This is a genomic window from Aureimonas phyllosphaerae, assembly GCF_900113065.1.
GTDB lineage: Bacteria > Pseudomonadota > Alphaproteobacteria > Rhizobiales > Rhizobiaceae > Aureimonas > Aureimonas phyllosphaerae.
In genome coordinates, this window is the sequence record NZ_FOOA01000004.1 from 69439 (window position 1) to 83287 (window position 13849).

The window sequence follows — 13849 nt, forward strand, 5'->3', positions numbered from 1 at the left end:
CGTAGCCGGAAACTCGATCCCTCACGTACCTTTAGTACACGCGCTTCTTCGGCTGGATGTACTCGATCTCGTTTGACATCGTGTAGGTGTGCACCGGCCGGTCCTCCAGCGTCACGGTCTTGGCGACCGTGTCGCAGAAGCTCAGCGTGTGCTTCATCCAGTTGACGTCGTCGCGGTCGGGGAAATCCTCGCGGGCGTGGGCGCCGCGCGACTCCTGGCGGGCGCGGGCCGAGTCCATGGTCACGACGGCCTGGGCGATCAGGTTGTCGTATTCCAGCGTCTCGATCAGGTCCGTGTTCCAGATCAGCGAGCGGTCGGTGACGCGAACGTCATCGGACGCCTTCCAGACCTGGTGGATCTTCTCGTGGCCTTCCTCGAGAATCTCGCCCGTGCGGAACACGGCGCAGTTCGACTGCATCGTGCGCTGCATGTTGTCGCGAAGCTCGGCGGTGGACGTCGAGCCCTTGGCGTAGCGGAAGCGATCGAGGCGGGCGAGCGAGTTGTCGCCGGCGTTCGCGGGCAGCGGGGCGTGGCCCTCGCCGGCCGAGACGGTCTCGGCGCAGCGCAGGCCGGCCGCGCGGCCGAACACCACGAGGTCGATCAGCGAGTTCGAGCCGAGACGGTTGGCCCCGTGCACCGACACGCAGGCCGCCTCGCCGACAGCCATCAGGCCGGGCACCACCGAGTCCGGGTTGCCGTCGCGCTTGGTCAGCACCTCGCCGTGATAATTCGTCGGGATGCCGCCCATGTTGTAGTGCACCGTCGGCAGGACCGGGATCGGCTCCTTGGTCACGTCGACGCCCGCGAAGATGCGGGCCGATTCCGAGATACCCGGCAGGCGCTCGTGCAGAATCTTCGGGTCGAGATGGTCGAGGTGCAGGAAGATGTGGTCCTTGTTCTTGCCGACGCCCCGGCCGTCGCGGATCTCCATGGTCATGGAGCGCGAGACGACGTCGCGGGAGGCGAGATCCTTGGCGGACGGCGCGTAACGCTCCATGAAGCGCTCGCCTTCCGAGTTGGTGAGGTAGCCGCCCTCGCCGCGCGCCCCTTCCGTGATCAGGCAGCCCGCGCCGTAGATGCCGGTCGGGTGGAACTGCACGAACTCCATGTCCTGCAGCGGCAGGCCGGCGCGCAGCACCATGGCGTTGCCGTCGCCGGTGCAGGTGTGGGCGGAGGTCGCCGAGAAGTAGGCGCGGCCATAGCCGCCGGTCGCGAGGATCACCTTCTTCGAACGGAAGCGGTGGATCGAACCGTCGTCCATGTTGATGGCGACGACGCCGCGGCAGGCGCCCTCCTCGTCCATGATGAGGTCGATCGCGAAGTACTCGATGAAGAACTCGGACGAGTAGCGCAGGCTCTGGCCGTAGAGCGTGTGCAGGATCGCGTGGCCGGTGCGGTCGGCGGCGGCGCAGGTGCGCTGTGCCGGCGGGCCGTTGCCGAAGTCGGTGGTCATGCCGCCGAAGGGGCGCTGGTAGATCTTGCCGTCCGTGGTGCGCGAGAAGGGCACGCCGAAGTGCTCGAGCTCGTACACGGCCTTGGGGGCCTCGCGTACCAGATACTCGATGGCGTCCTGGTCGCCCAGCCAGTCCGACCCCTTCACGGTGTCGTACATGTGCCAGCGCCAGTTGTCCTCGCCCATGTTGCCGAGCGAGGCGGCGACGCCGCCTTGCGCCGCCACGGTGTGCGAGCGGGTCGGGAAGACCTTGGTGATGCAGGCGGTCTTCAGGCCGGCCTGGGCCGCGCCGAGCGTGGCGCGGAGGCCCGCGCCGCCGGCGCCGACGACCACGACGTCGAACGTGTGGTCGATGAAAGTGTAGGCCTTGCCGTTCTGGGCCGGCGCGCTGCGATGGGGCTGGGCAGTCGCCATGGTGTTCAGGCTCCGAAGCTCATCTTGACGATCGCGAAAAGGCTCGCCGAGGCGACGAGGACGGCGAAGAAGGTGTTCAGGATGACGAGGGCCACCTTCGTGCCGCCGTGGACGTAGTCCTCGATGATGGTCTGCATGCCGAGACGCATGTGGACACACACGGAGATCACGACAAGACCCATCACCAGCCCGACCAGCGGGTTGGCGAAGGCCGCGCGCACGCCTTCATAGGGTTCGTCGTGCAGCGCGATCAGGAGCACGACGAAGAACGAGATCAGGAAGAGGTTGGCGACGGCGGTGAGCCGCTGCGTCCAGAAGTGCCCGGTGCCCTCGCCGGCGGCGCCGTAACCCCGGACCCGCTTCAGGGGAGTTCTCATGTCCATGACGGAACCTTCCTTCAGAGGATGACGACGACCAGCCCCAGGAGGACGGTCCCGACGAGCGAGGCGACCAGCGTGGCGATGGCGAGCTTGGTGGATTCTTCGCGGCCGAGGCCGGCGCCCGTATCCCAGATCAGGTGGCGGATCCCGCCGGCCATGTGGTGGAGCAGCGCCCAGCTGTAGCCGAAGAGGATCAGCCGGCCGATGATCGAGCCGAAGAAGGCGGACGCATAGGAGAAGGCGTCCGGCCCGCTGGCGGCGGCGATCAGCCACCAGACGACGAGCGCCGTGCCGACATAAAGCGCGCCGCCGGTGATGCGGTGCAGGATCGACATGGCCATGGTCGGACGGAACCGATAGACCGTGAGATGCGGCGACAGCGGCCGGGCGGATTTGATGTCGGACAAGGATCACTCCGTGGGCGATCGCGGCTGGCATGGGACGCCGGGCGTGGCGCCCAAACGCGGCTGGATTGCTTCTAAAGAACCTGTGCGGCTGCGAAATCAAGCCGCGATCGGTCGCATTCGCGCCCAAACCGATTGAATGTCGCTTGCGTCGCAGGCGAACGGTGTCGGCCGGCCGTCAGCGATCGAGGAAGCGCAGGACGTAGCTCGACCAGTCGGCGGGCTCGGCTACCTTCTCGTAGAGATGGCGACCCGATCCGCCGTGGCGCGGCGCGTGGAGCACGAGGCGCGACCAGCCGCGCGAATCGGCCTCTTCCGCGAGGAGATCGACCATCGCCTTGGCGATGCCCTTGCGGCGGTGACGCTGGTCGACGAACACGTGGTCGGCGAGCCCCGAGCGCATGCCCGTCCAGAGATCCGGCAGGTCGTAGAACTGGAGAAAACCGACGAGTTCGCCGTCGAGCCGGGCGCCCAGCATCTCGCCCGTGCGATCCTGCAGGAGCTGCTCGGCGTAGAACGTGTCGGGCGCGCCCGGCGCGCCCCGGAACATGGCCTGGTTGTAGGCGGCCAGAAGCGGCGCGAGCTCGCGCGCATCCTTCAGACGCAGGAGGCCGATCTCGATATCGGGAACGCTTTCGCTCTGGCTCATGCCGCTGGTGTGCGGCGGAAGCGCGCGAGCGTCAAGTCGCGGCGGACGGATCGTTGGCCGGATCCACGACGCTCGGATTGCGCCGGGCTGCCGCTGCGGCTAGTGGTTTTGCATTGGGGTGCAACATTACGGCGTCAAGTCATGGCGTCGGCGACGTTGCGTCATGGGGGGTGGGAGGACAACAGATGCGGGCCGACATCCTCGCCTGGTCCGTGCCGGTCCTCTTCTGCGCCTTCGCGCTCTGCTTCCTCTTGCTGTCGCGCCTCCATGCCAGCCTTCGATGGTGGAGCGCAGGCTTCTTCGTCGCCTCGCTCGGCTTCGCCCTCACCGTCCTGCCGACGGCGCCGGGCAGCGTCGCCAAGCCGACGCTCGAGGACACGCTGTTCCTGATCGCGCTCGCGGTCGCCAACGCCGCCTTCGCCGCACGCGCCGGGCGCCGCCCGCGCTGGGCATGGCTCGCCCTCGTCGTCGGAGCCGGAAGCGCCGGTGCGGCGGTGAGTCTCGCCTTTCTGGGGGGCTCGGTGCTGCACGAGGTGTTCTCGGTGCAGACGGCCTGCGCTGCCCTGATGCTCCTGTCCGCAGTCGAGATGCGGCACGATCCGGGCACGCTGCGGCCGCTCCTCGTCGGCCTGTGTGGCACGATCACGGTGAGCCTCGGCCTGCAGAACGTCCTTCTTCTCTATGCTTCGCCCGAGGATCTCGGCGTGTCGAACTGGCGCGAGTCGCCCTGGGGCTTCGTGTTCCAGCTGAATGGCGCGGCGACCGGCATCCTCTTGGCGCTGAGCGTGATCCTGACAACGGCGTTCGATGTGATCGCACGCCTGCGCGAGGAATCGACCGCCGACGCGCTGACCGGAGCGCTGAACCGGCGCGGCCTCGAACAGGGCGTCGAGGCGATGCGCCGACGCATGCTGCCCGATAGGCGCCTCACCCTCGTCCTCAGCGATCTCGACCATTTCAAGCAGATCAACGACCGCTACGGCCACGAAGCGGGCGACGCCGTCCTGTGCGGCTATGCGGCGCTCTGCAGCGGTCTTGCCGGCGCGGACGGGCTGGTGGCGCGCATCGGCGGCGAGGAGTTCGCGATCGTGGTCGCCGGCGGCGACCGCGCGTCGGCGCTGGAACTTGCCGAGACTGTGCGCACCTCGGCGCGGCAGATCCGCTGGCCGGCGCCGCTCACCGACCTGACGGTGACGGCGAGCTCCGGCGTGGTGGCGATCAACCCGCAGGAAACGCTGTTCGACGCGATCAACCGGGCCGACCGCCTTCTCTACAGCGCGAAGGCGGACGGGCGCGACAAGGTGGTGATCGACATCCGCGAGGCGGTGCCGGAGCCGGCGCTGAAGCGTCGGCGACCGGCCGGCCCTGCCCTCGCGGGCTAGAACCTCCGCCCAGTCCAGCCTAGGCCGTCCGGGCGCTTGGAGAGGTCTACCGCCACTCGCGAATGTCGACGAACCGTCCCGCGATCGCGGCGGCGGCCGCCATCGCCGGCGAGACGAGGTGCGTGCGGCCCTTGAAGCCCTGCCGACCCTCGAAGTTGCGGTTCGAGGTCGAGGCGCAGCGCTCGTAAGGCTTGAGGCGGTCCTCGTTCATCCCGAGGCACATCGAGCAGCCCGGCTCGCGCCAGTCAAAGCCCGCCGCCTTGAAGATGGCGTCGAGACCCTCGGCCTCGGCCTGCAGCTTCACCAGTCCCGAGCCCGGCACGATCATCGCCGAGACGGTCTCGGCCACCTTGCGGCCCTCCACGACCTTGGCGACGGCGCGCAGGTCCTCGATGCGCCCGTTGGTGCACGATCCGATGAAGACGCGATCGACGGTGAGATCCGTCATCGGCGTGCCCGGCGTCAGGCCCATGTAGTCGAGCGCGCGTTTCTTGGTCTCGCGCTTGTTCTCGTCGGCGATCGCCTCCGGGTCCGGCACCGTGCCCGTGACCGAGACGACGTCCTCCGGCGAGGAGCCCCAGGAGACGATCGGCGGCAGGTTGGCGGCGTCGAGACGCACGACCTTGTCGAAATGGGCGCCCTCGTCCGTGTGCAGCGTGCGCCAGTAGGCGACGGCCTGCTCGAAGGCCGCGCCCTTCGGCGCTCGCGGCTTGTCCTTGATATAGGCGAAGGTCGTCTCGTCCGGCGCGATCAGGCCGGCGCGCGCGCCGCCCTCGATCGTCATGTTGCAGATCGTCATGCGCCCTTCCATCGACAGGGCGCGGATCGCCTCGCCGGCGAACTCGATGACGTAGCCGGTGCCGCCCGCCGTGCCGATCTCGCCGATGATGGCGAGAATGATGTCCTTGGCGGTGACGCCCGGCGGCAGCTGCCCGTCCACCTGGACGAGCATGTTCTTCGCCTTCTGCTGGATCAGCGTCTGGGTGGCCAGCACGTGCTCGACCTCCGAGGTGCCGATGCCGTGGGCGAGCGCGCCGAAGGCGCCGTGGGTCGAGGTGTGGCTGTCGCCGCAGACGATCGTCATGCCCGGCAGGGTGAAGCCCTGCTCCGGCCCGATGATGTGGACGATGCCTTGGCGTTCATCGACCTCGTTGAAATACTCGACGCCGAACTCGGCCGCGTTCTTCGCCAGCGTCTCGACCTGGATGCGGCTTTCTTCGTTGTGGATGCCGCCGCGCCGATCGTAGGTCGGCACGTTGTGGTCGACGACGGCGAGCGTGCGCGCGGGATGGCGGACCCGGCGTCCGGCCGCGCGCAGGCCCTCGAAGGCCTGCGGGCTCGTCACCTCGTGGACGAGGTGACGGTCGATGTAGAGGAGGCTTTCGCCCCCCTCGCCGGTCGAGACGACGTGGTCGTCCCAGATCTTGTCGTAGAGGGTGCGGGGCTTCTGTTGGTCGCTCATCGGCTTTTCACGTTTTCGATAGGGCCGGACGGCCATCGGGCCGCCGTGCCGGACATCACGGAACGTCTGGGTGCATTGGGGCCGCGCTGTCGCGGCGGCTCAGGCCGCTAGGTGGACGGCCGAGATCTGCCGATAGAAGAAGCGGCCGGGCATGCGTGCGCGATCCTCCACCGGGGAGAACCCCAGCGTGGTCGGCAGGCGGCCGTTGTGTCTCACGCTTCTTCGCATCGTTCCAAAATACGCCCGCGCGCGCGGCCGCGCAATGGCCCGCCGTGCATCGCCGCTCATCGTCTCAGGGGTTGGTCGTGGCGACCGCATCCTCGACGCTCCGGCGCTCGGCGGCGGCCGCCTCGGTGACGCTTGGCACCGGGCCGGGCGTGCGGCGGGCATAGCGTTGGGCGAGCGCGGCGCAGGCGAAGAGCTGGATCTGGTGGAACAGCATGAGCGGCAGGACGACCAGCGCCATCGCATGGCCCGCGAAGAGGATGCCCGCCATCGGGATGCCGGTCGCCATGCTCTTCTTCGATCCGCAGAAGACGATCGCGATCTCGTCCTCGCGCGAGAAGCGCAGCTTGCGGGCAAGAAGCGTCGTCACCGACAGGACGAAGGCGAGGATCGCGATGTCGAGGAGGACAACGATCACGAGGTCCCGCCAGTCGAGACTTGTCCAGACGCCCGCGACGACGCCTTCCGAGAAGGCGGCGTAGACGACGAGGAGGATCGAGCCACGGTCGACGACGGTCGTCACCGGCTTGTGGCGGGCGAGCCAGGCGCCGATCAGCGGCCGCACGACCTGCCCCGCGACGAAGGGCGCGAGGATCTGGAGCGCGATCTTCTCGATCGCATCGAACGAGATCGCCCCGCCCGAACCGCTCGCCAGAAGCAAGACGAGGAGCGGCGTCACGACGACGCCGAGCATGTTGGACACCGACGCGCTCGTCAGCGCCGCCGGCACGTTGCCGCCCGCGATCGAGGTGAAGGCGATCGAGGACTGCACGGTGGACGGCAGGAGCGTCAGGTAGAGGAGGCCGAGCGCGAGTTCTGCCGGCAGGATCTGGCCGGCCATCGGGTAGACGAGGAGCCCGACCAGCGGAAAGAGCGCGAAGGTCGACAGGAACACGAGGCCCTGCAAGCGCCAGTGCAGGAGCCCCGCCCAAACGGCCTGCGGCGACAGGCGCGCGCCGTAGAGGAAGAACAGGAGCGCGATCGCCCCGTAGGTGATCCAGTCGAAGGCCTCGGCCACCTGGCCGCGTGCCGGCAGGACGGCGGCAAGCGCGACGGTCGCGATCAGAAGAAGCAGGAAACGATCAATCGGAATGGCGCGAAGACGGGAGCGAAGGCTCATGTCCGGCCTCCTTCAAGCTTGTGTGGCAGGGCAATCGGCCGAGCGCCGCGCCCCATGGGAGACGTTCAGGCGGAGCGGGTGGCTCCGATCGAGAAGCTGATCGGCATGCGCGGCAGACCCGGCGGCAGGGCGTAGAGATCCTCGCCGACCTCCACCATCTCGGGAAAGGCGCGCCAGGCGATCCGCTCGTGCTCGCGCAGGAAGTCGACCCGCATCCCGGCCGCGATCAACGCGTTCACGATGTCGCCGATCGGATGGAGCCATTCGTAGTTGCGCGTATGGCGGAGCGGCCGTTCGTCGCCGGTGTAGGTCTGGGCGGTGTCGAAGGCCAGCGGACGCTCTCGCGGCGTGCGGAAGTCGTAGGTCAGTTCGGCTCGCCCACCCGGCCATTCGCACTGGTTGAGCAACGGGTGCCCCTCGAGAAGGTAGAGACGCCCGCCCGGGCGCAGCACCTCGGCCACGACCCTTGCCCAGCCCGCGATGTCCGGCAGCCAGTTGATGGCGCCCCAGGTGACGAAGACGAGGTCGTAGCGCGCGCCGAGCCCCTGCGGGGCGTCGTAGAGCGAGGCTTCCACGAAACGGGCGTCCGTCCCCGCTTCCAGCGCGAAGGCACGGGCGGCCGCCACGGCATCGGGCGAGAAGTCGAGGCCGGTCACCGACCGCGCGCCGAGGTGCTTCAGCGACAGCGTGTCGAGGCCGATGTGGCACTGGAGATGGACGACGTCGAGCCCGGCGACGTCGCCGATCTCTTCCGCCTCGATGTCGTGAAGGGACGAGCCGCCCGCTAGCACCTTGGCGATCCTGTAGGATCCCGTCGTGTCGGTCGCGTGGAGCCGCGCCCGCTCGTTCCAGTTGGCGAGGTTGGCGGCCGCGTGCTCGTCCATGGGTCCAGTCTCCACCAGAAACGCGAAAGGGCGGCACGAGGCCGCCCTTTGCCAGTCTCGAAAGCGACGAAGCGCCGGAGCTTACTCCGCGGCTTCCTTGGCAGCCGTCTTGGCGGCTTCCTTGGCGGCGCGCTCGTTGGCAGCCACCGAACGGGCGTCGTCGTTGAGCTTGCGAGCGCGCACGTTGGTCGCCTCGACGATACGGGCCGACTTACCGCGACGATCGCGCAGGTAGTAGAGCTTGGCGCGACGGACGCGACCGCGGCGGACCACCTCGACCGACTCGAGAGCCGGCGAGTACATCGGGAACACGCGCTCGACGCCTTCGCCGTAGGAGATCTTGCGAACCGTGAAGTTCTCCTGGATGCCGGCGCCCGAGCGAGCGATGCAGACGCCCTCGTAAGCCTGCACGCGGGTACGGGTGCCCTCCGTCACGCGGACGTTGACGCGCAGCGTGTCGCCCGGCGAGAAGGTCGGAAGCGTGCGGATGGCGGCGATGCGGGCGGCCTCTTGGGCCTCCAGTTCGGCGATGATGTTCATGGTCTGCCTCGGTTCGTTTCATGCCGGATCGAGCCGGTCATGGCCGTGAAACACGGTCAAGTTATTCTGAGGAAAGCGTGGCGCTCTTACACGCGTGGGCGCCCCTTGTCGAGGGGCGGCAGCTTTCGTACGTCGCAGCCCTTGCGCGCGGGCGCGGTTCGCCTAAGGGAACGGGTCTGCACGCCGCGCAAGGCCCCTCATGACGCTTCTCTACGCCCTGTCGCTTTTTCTTTCGGGCTTTCTGGCCGGCGCGATCAATGCGGTCGCCGGCGGCGGCACGTTCCTGACCTTTGGCGCGATGACGCTCGGCGGCATCTCGCCGATCTCGGCGAACGCCACCTCGTCGATCGTGCAGTTCCCGGGCTACGTCACCTCGACGCTCGCCTACTGGAGCGACATCCGGCGGATGTGGCGCGGCGCGCTGATGCTGGCGCTCGCCTCGGTGCTCGGGTCCGGCGTCGGCGCGCTGATCCTCCTGTCGCTCGACAATCCGCAGTTCCAGTCGATGGTGCCCTGGCTCCTGCTCGCCGCGACCGCCCTCTTCGCCGCCGGCCCCTGGCTGAAACCGAAGGCCCGCCACGCGGAGGAGGCCGGACGCGGCAAGGGGCTCGCCGGGCCGGTGGTTCAGTTCCTGACCGCGATCTACGGCGGCTTCTTCGGCGCCGGCATGGGCATCATGATGCTGGCGACGCTCGGGCTCACGCAGGGCGGCGACTACCACAAGCTCAACGCCCTGAAGAACATGCTCGCCACCGTGATCGCGGTGGTCGCCATCGTGGTCTTCGTGTCGGGCGGCGTCGTCGCCTGGCCAGAGGCCATAGTGATGATCCCGGGCGTCGCGCTCGGCGGATATGCCGGGGTCTGGACCGCCAAGCGCGTGCCCCAGCCCTACGTGCGCGCGGTCGTCATCGCCGTCGGCCTCGGGCTTGCCGTCTACTACTTCTGGCGCAACGCGGCCGGGTAGCAATGCCGCACGGTTCTTGCCATATAGGCCGCGAACCCTAGCCCTCGGCCCGACCCGCGACCATGACGCATCCGATCCCCTTTGCCCGCATGAACGGGCTCGGCAACGAGATTCTCGTCGCGGACCTGCGCGGCACCGCGATGCGCATCGAGCCGGAGGCCGCGCGAGCGCTTGCCGGACGGGACGAGACGCATTTCGACCAGATCATGGCGATCCACGACCCGGCGACGTCCGGAACCTTCGCCTTCGTGCGGATCATCAATGCCGACGGCACGGAAGCGGGCGCCTGCGGCAACGGCACGCGCTGCGTGGTGCAGGCCCTCGCCGCCGAGACGGGCGTGCGCGACTTCGTGTTCGAGACGCGGGCCGGGCTTCTCGAAGCCTTCGAGCGCGAGGACGGCCTTCTGACCGTCGACATGGGCCTCCCCCGCTTCGGCTGGCGCGACATCCCGCTCGCGGATGAGTTCGCCGACACCCGCGCGATCGAGCTTCAGATCGGCCCGATCGACGCGCCGATCCTCCATTCGCCCTCCGTCGCCTCGATGGGCAATCCGCACGCGATCTTCTGGGTGGCGGACGACGTCTGGTCCTATGCGCTCGACCGCTTCGGCCCGATCCTCGAGAACCACCCCCTCTTCCCCGACCGCGCCAATATCTCGATTGCCCGCGTCACCTCGCGCCAAGCGTTGGAGATCCGCACCTGGGAGCGCGGCGCGGGGTTGACCAAGGCCTGCGGGTCGGCCGCCTGCGCGGCGGCGGTGTCGGCCGCGCGCACCGGGCGGACCGGGCGGACCGTTGCCGTCACGGTGCCGGCCGGCGGCGAGCTCCTGATCGAGTGGCGCGGCGACGACCATGTCCTGATGACCGGCCCCGCCGAGTGGGAATGGTCGGGCACGCTCGACCCCGCGACCGGCGCCTTTGCCCGCGACGAAGCCCCCGCGGAGGCCCGCGCGTGAGCGGCGTCGAAGTCATCTCCTTCGGCTGCCGCCTCAACACCTACGAGGCGGAGGTGATGAAGCGCGAGGCCGGCGAGGCCGGGCTCGGGTCCGACGGGCGCAAGGCGATCCTCGTCAACACCTGCGCGGTCACGGCCGAGGCTGTGCGCCAGGCGCGTCAGGCCGTGCGCCGCGCGCGCCGCGACAATCCGGACGCGCGCATCGTTGTCACCGGCTGCGCCGCGCAGACCGAAAGCGCCCGCTTCGCCGACATGACGGAAGTCGATGCCGTGATCGGCAACGAGGAGAAGCTGTCGGCGGCCAGCTACCGAGCCCTCCCCGACTTCGGCGTGGCGGCGGCCGAGAAGATCCGCGTCAACGACATCATGAGCGTGCGGGAGACCGCTGGGCACATGGTGGATGCGATCGAGGGCCGGGCCCGCGCGATCGTGCAGGTGCAGAACGGCTGCGACCATCGCTGCACCTTCTGCATCATCCCTTACGGCCGGGGCAATTCGCGCTCCGTGCCGATGGGCGCGGCGGTGACGCAGGTGAAGCGGCTGGTCGACAACGGCTACGCGGAGGTCGTCCTGTCGGGCGTCGACATGACGAGCTGGGGCGCCGACCTGCCGGGCGCCCCGCGCCTCGGGACCCTCGTCCAGTCCATCCTGCGCCACGTGCCGGACCTCCAGCGCCTGCGCCTCTCGTCGATCGACAGCGTCGAGGCCGACGAGGCTCTGGTCGAGGCGATCGGCGGCGACCGCCGCGTCATGCCGCATCTCCACCTGTCGCTGCAGGCCGGCGACGACATGATCCTGAAGCGGATGAAGCGCCGCCACCTGCGGGACGACTCCATCCGCTTCTGCGCCGAGCTGCGGCAAAAGCGCCCCGACATCGTCTTCGGCGCCGACATCATCGCCGGCTTCCCGACCGAGACCGAGGCGATGTTCGAGAACTCGCTTGGGCTCGTTGCCGATTGCGGGCTGACGCATCTCCACGTCTTTCCCTTCAGCCCGCGCGAGGGAACGCCGGCCGCGCGCATGCCGCAGCTGCCAAAACCCGTGGTCAAGGAGCGCGCCGCCCGCCTGCGAGCGCTCGGCGATGCGGCCTACCGCGCCCACCTCGGGCGCGCCGTCGGGCAGCGTCGCGCCGTCCTGGTGGAGCGCGAAGGTCTCGGCCGAACCGAGGACTTCACGCTGGCCGAGATCGACACCGGCCTCCCCGGCGAGATCGTCGACGCTATCATTCATGGCGAAACGGGCGAACGCCTACTCGCCACCTCACTCCCGGCCGCGCGCGCCGCAGCCTGACCAGACCGATCGGATCGCATCGCATGGCCGAGCAACGAGGCTTCTTCCGCCGCATCTTCTCCTTCGGGGCGAAGGAGGAGGAGCGCATCCCGGAATCGGGCGGCTTGCCGCGCGCGCAGGACACGACGGCCGCCCGTCCCGATTCCACCGTGCCGGAAATCCACCAGCCGGCGATGGCCTCGGCGGACGTCGATTCGGAAGCGGGCGCGGCGGCCGACGAGCCGGCCGGCGGCGGCATCACCCCGCTCCAACCGAAGGACCCCGACGGCTCGGCCGTCCCGGCTGAAAAAAAAACTCTGAACTAGAGGCCGAGCCGGCACCGACGCCGGCTCCCGTCGCGCTCGCGCCGGTCGAGGCCGCCCCGGCACAAGACTCGCCGAGCGACGACACGGCCTTCCTCGACGAACCGCTGACGCCGGAGAAGGAGGCCGAGGGCGACTTCTCCTGGCTCGACGCGCCAGTGGACGAGCCGGCCGACGAGCGCGGGGTCGAGCCCGACAGCGCGCTGCCGCCCGCGGAAGCCGCGCTGGTCGCGGGTGACGGCGGCATCGACGCGGCCGCCGTCCACGACGCGCCGGTCGACGCGGCGCTGGTCGATGGCGAGCGTGAGCCCGACCATGACGAGTTCGCCTGGCTCGACGCCCCGCTCCCGCCGGAGCCGGAGAGTGCCCGTGCGCCGATCCCCGGCCGCGTCGGCACCGAGGGGGAAGGCTGGAGCCTTCGCGAGGCGCGCGCCGACGCGGTTCTCGCGGCCGAGCCGAGAAAGCCCTTCTTCCAGCGACTGCGCGAGGGTCTCGCGCGCTCCTCCAACCAGCTGTCCGGCCAGATCACGGCGCTCTTCACCAAGCGGCGCCTCGACGAGGAGACGCTGCAGGAGTTCGAGGACGTCCTGATCCAGGCCGATCTCGGCGTCGAGACCGCGATGCGCATCACCGACCGCCTGTCGGACGGGCGCTTCGGCAAGGAAATCTCGGGCGACGCCGTGCGCGCCATCCTCGCCGACGAGGTGGAGAAGGCGCTGGATCCGGTAGCAAGGCCCCTTGAACTCGACCTCTCGGTCAAGCCGCACGTAATCCTCGTCGTCGGCGTCAACGGCACCGGCAAGACCACGACCATCGGCAAGCTGACGGCCAAGCTGGTGCGCGGCGGCCTGAAGGTGACGCTCGCCGCGGGCGACACGTTCCGTGCCGCCGCCGTCGAGCAGCTGAAGATCTGGGGCGAGCGCACCAATTCCACCGTGGTCGCCAAGGCGATCGGCGCGGATGCGGCGGGCCTCGCCTTCGAGGCCTACGACGAGGCCGTGCGCAACGATTCCGACGTCCTGATCATCGACACGGCCGGCCGCCTTCAGAACAAGGCGGAGCTGATGGACGAACTCGCCAAGATCGTGCGCGTCCTCCAGAAGCGCGAGCCGGACGCGCCGCACACCGTGCTGCAGACGCTGGACGCGACCACTGGCCAGAACGCGCTCAATCAGGTCGAGATCTTCCGCAATGTGGCGGGCGTCAACGGCCTCGTGATGACCAAGCTCGACGGCACGGCGCGCGGCGGCATCCTCGTGGCGATTGCCGCCAAGCACAAGCTGCCGGTGTTCTTCGTCGGCGTCGGCGAGGGCATCGACGACCTCGAGCCCTTCAAGGCACGCGACTTCGCCGAAGCCATCGCGGGCCGCGCCGGCACCGCCTGAAATCAGCCGCGATGGCGCGGGACACCGCTCCATCCGGGAA

Annotated in this window: 14 protein-coding genes; 6 read left to right on the forward strand and 8 right to left on the reverse strand. The window is 69.1% G+C overall.

What is annotated here, in order from left to right:
- Window positions 1-31: 31 nt before the first annotated feature.
- From sdhA to BM175_RS07505, 4 genes are all read right to left on the reverse strand, one after another.
- Entirely contained in the window at window positions 32-1867 is a 1836-nt protein-coding gene (gene sdhA, locus BM175_RS07490) for a succinate dehydrogenase flavoprotein subunit (protein ID WP_055892854.1), read from the reverse strand.
- 5 nt (window positions 1868-1872) lie between these two features.
- Window positions 1873-2250 carry a succinate dehydrogenase, hydrophobic membrane anchor protein gene (sdhD, locus tag BM175_RS07495; RefSeq protein ID WP_090961495.1) on the reverse strand — a complete coding sequence of 126 codons (378 nt, stop codon included), beginning with the start codon at window positions 2248-2250 and terminating at the stop codon, window positions 1873-1875.
- 14 nt (window positions 2251-2264) lie between these two features.
- On the reverse strand, window positions 2265-2654 hold the full coding sequence (sdhC, locus tag BM175_RS07500) for a succinate dehydrogenase, cytochrome b556 subunit (RefSeq protein ID WP_090961498.1): 390 nt from the start codon (window positions 2652-2654) through the stop codon (window positions 2265-2267).
- A 175-nt stretch (window positions 2655-2829) separates the two neighbouring features.
- Window positions 2830-3300: a GNAT family N-acetyltransferase gene (locus tag BM175_RS07505; RefSeq protein ID WP_090961501.1), complete on the reverse strand. Its 471-nt coding sequence runs from the start codon at window positions 3298-3300 to the stop codon at window positions 2830-2832.
- A 185-nt stretch (window positions 3301-3485) separates the two neighbouring features.
- Between BM175_RS07505 and BM175_RS07510 the strand changes: the two genes are divergently transcribed.
- Window positions 3486-4682 (forward strand): GGDEF domain-containing protein, encoded by a 1197-nt coding sequence (locus BM175_RS07510; protein ID WP_090961503.1) that lies wholly within the window; start codon window positions 3486-3488, stop codon window positions 4680-4682.
- A 46-nt stretch (window positions 4683-4728) separates the two neighbouring features.
- On the opposite strand, the gene leuC is transcribed toward BM175_RS07510, so the two are convergent.
- The 4 genes from leuC to rplS form a co-directional block, all read right to left on the reverse strand.
- Window positions 4729-6144: a 3-isopropylmalate dehydratase large subunit gene (gene leuC, locus BM175_RS07515; RefSeq protein WP_090961506.1), complete on the reverse strand. Its 1416-nt coding sequence runs from the start codon at window positions 6142-6144 to the stop codon at window positions 4729-4731.
- 292 nt (window positions 6145-6436) lie between these two features.
- On the reverse strand, window positions 6437-7489 hold the full coding sequence (locus BM175_RS07520) for a bile acid:sodium symporter family protein (protein ID WP_090961509.1): 1053 nt from the start codon (window positions 7487-7489) through the stop codon (window positions 6437-6439).
- Window positions 7490-7554: 65 nt separating this feature from the next.
- Window positions 7555-8373, reverse strand: a complete 819-nt coding sequence (locus tag BM175_RS07525) for a class I SAM-dependent methyltransferase (RefSeq protein WP_090961512.1) — start codon at window positions 8371-8373, stop codon at window positions 7555-7557.
- An 81-nt stretch (window positions 8374-8454) separates the two neighbouring features.
- The gene (gene rplS / locus BM175_RS07530) at window positions 8455-8913 is read right to left on the reverse strand and encodes a 50S ribosomal protein L19 (protein ID WP_090961515.1); all 459 of its coding nucleotides are present in this window, start codon (window positions 8911-8913) and stop codon (window positions 8455-8457) included.
- Window positions 8914-9112: 199 nt separating this feature from the next.
- Here rplS and BM175_RS07535 point away from each other — a divergent pair, with 199 nt between their 5' ends.
- From BM175_RS07535 to ftsY, 5 genes are all read left to right on the forward strand, one after another.
- Window positions 9113-9877: a sulfite exporter TauE/SafE family protein gene (locus BM175_RS07535; RefSeq protein WP_090961518.1), complete on the forward strand. Its 765-nt coding sequence runs from the start codon at window positions 9113-9115 to the stop codon at window positions 9875-9877.
- Between the two features lie 62 nt (window positions 9878-9939).
- Window positions 9940-10833: a diaminopimelate epimerase gene (gene dapF, locus BM175_RS07540; protein ID WP_090961521.1), complete on the forward strand. Its 894-nt coding sequence runs from the start codon at window positions 9940-9942 to the stop codon at window positions 10831-10833.
- Complete coding sequence (gene mtaB / locus BM175_RS07545) at window positions 10761-12122, forward strand: tRNA (N(6)-L-threonylcarbamoyladenosine(37)-C(2))-methylthiotransferase MtaB (RefSeq protein WP_090961524.1); 1362 nt, start codon at window positions 10761-10763, stop codon at window positions 12120-12122. Before dapF ends, mtaB begins: the two co-directional genes overlap by 73 nt.
- 23 nt (window positions 12123-12145) lie before the next feature.
- Window positions 12146-12427, forward strand: a complete 282-nt coding sequence (locus tag BM175_RS07550) for a hypothetical protein (protein ID WP_090961525.1) — start codon at window positions 12146-12148, stop codon at window positions 12425-12427.
- Window positions 12428-12531: 104 nt separating this feature from the next.
- Entirely contained in the window at window positions 12532-13809 is a 1278-nt protein-coding gene (gene ftsY, locus BM175_RS07555; RefSeq protein ID WP_246718437.1) for a signal recognition particle-docking protein FtsY, read from the forward strand.
- Window positions 13810-13849 lie beyond the last annotated feature (40 nt).

Excerpts from the sequence above, each read along its gene's own strand:
- sdhA (WP_055892854.1), bottom strand. The coding sequence starts at position 1,867 with ATGGCGACTGCCCAGCCCCATCGCAGCGCGCCGGCCCAGAACGGCAAG.
- BM175_RS07525 (WP_090961512.1), bottom strand. The coding sequence starts at position 8,373 with ATGGACGAGCACGCGGCCGCCAACCTCGCCAACTGGAACGAGCGGGCG.
- dapF (WP_090961521.1), top strand. The coding sequence starts at position 9,940 with ATGACGCATCCGATCCCCTTTGCCCGCATGAACGGGCTCGGCAACGAG.
- sdhD (WP_090961495.1), bottom strand. The coding sequence starts at position 2,250 with ATGGACATGAGAACTCCCCTGAAGCGGGTCCGGGGTTACGGCGCCGCC.
- BM175_RS07510 (WP_090961503.1), top strand. The coding sequence starts at position 3,486 with ATGCGGGCCGACATCCTCGCCTGGTCCGTGCCGGTCCTCTTCTGCGCC.
- BM175_RS07550 (WP_090961525.1), top strand. The coding sequence starts at position 12,146 with ATGGCCGAGCAACGAGGCTTCTTCCGCCGCATCTTCTCCTTCGGGGCG.
- BM175_RS07535 (WP_090961518.1), top strand. The coding sequence starts at position 9,113 with ATGACGCTTCTCTACGCCCTGTCGCTTTTTCTTTCGGGCTTTCTGGCC.
- leuC (WP_090961506.1), bottom strand. The coding sequence starts at position 6,144 with ATGAGCGACCAACAGAAGCCCCGCACCCTCTACGACAAGATCTGGGAC.
- mtaB (WP_090961524.1), top strand. The coding sequence starts at position 10,761 with ATGGTCGGGCACGCTCGACCCCGCGACCGGCGCCTTTGCCCGCGACGA.
- rplS (WP_090961515.1), bottom strand. The coding sequence starts at position 8,913 with ATGAACATCATCGCCGAACTGGAGGCCCAAGAGGCCGCCCGCATCGCC.
- BM175_RS07505 (WP_090961501.1), bottom strand. The coding sequence starts at position 3,300 with ATGAGCCAGAGCGAAAGCGTTCCCGATATCGAGATCGGCCTCCTGCGT.
- BM175_RS07520 (WP_090961509.1), bottom strand. The coding sequence starts at position 7,489 with ATGAGCCTTCGCTCCCGTCTTCGCGCCATTCCGATTGATCGTTTCCTG.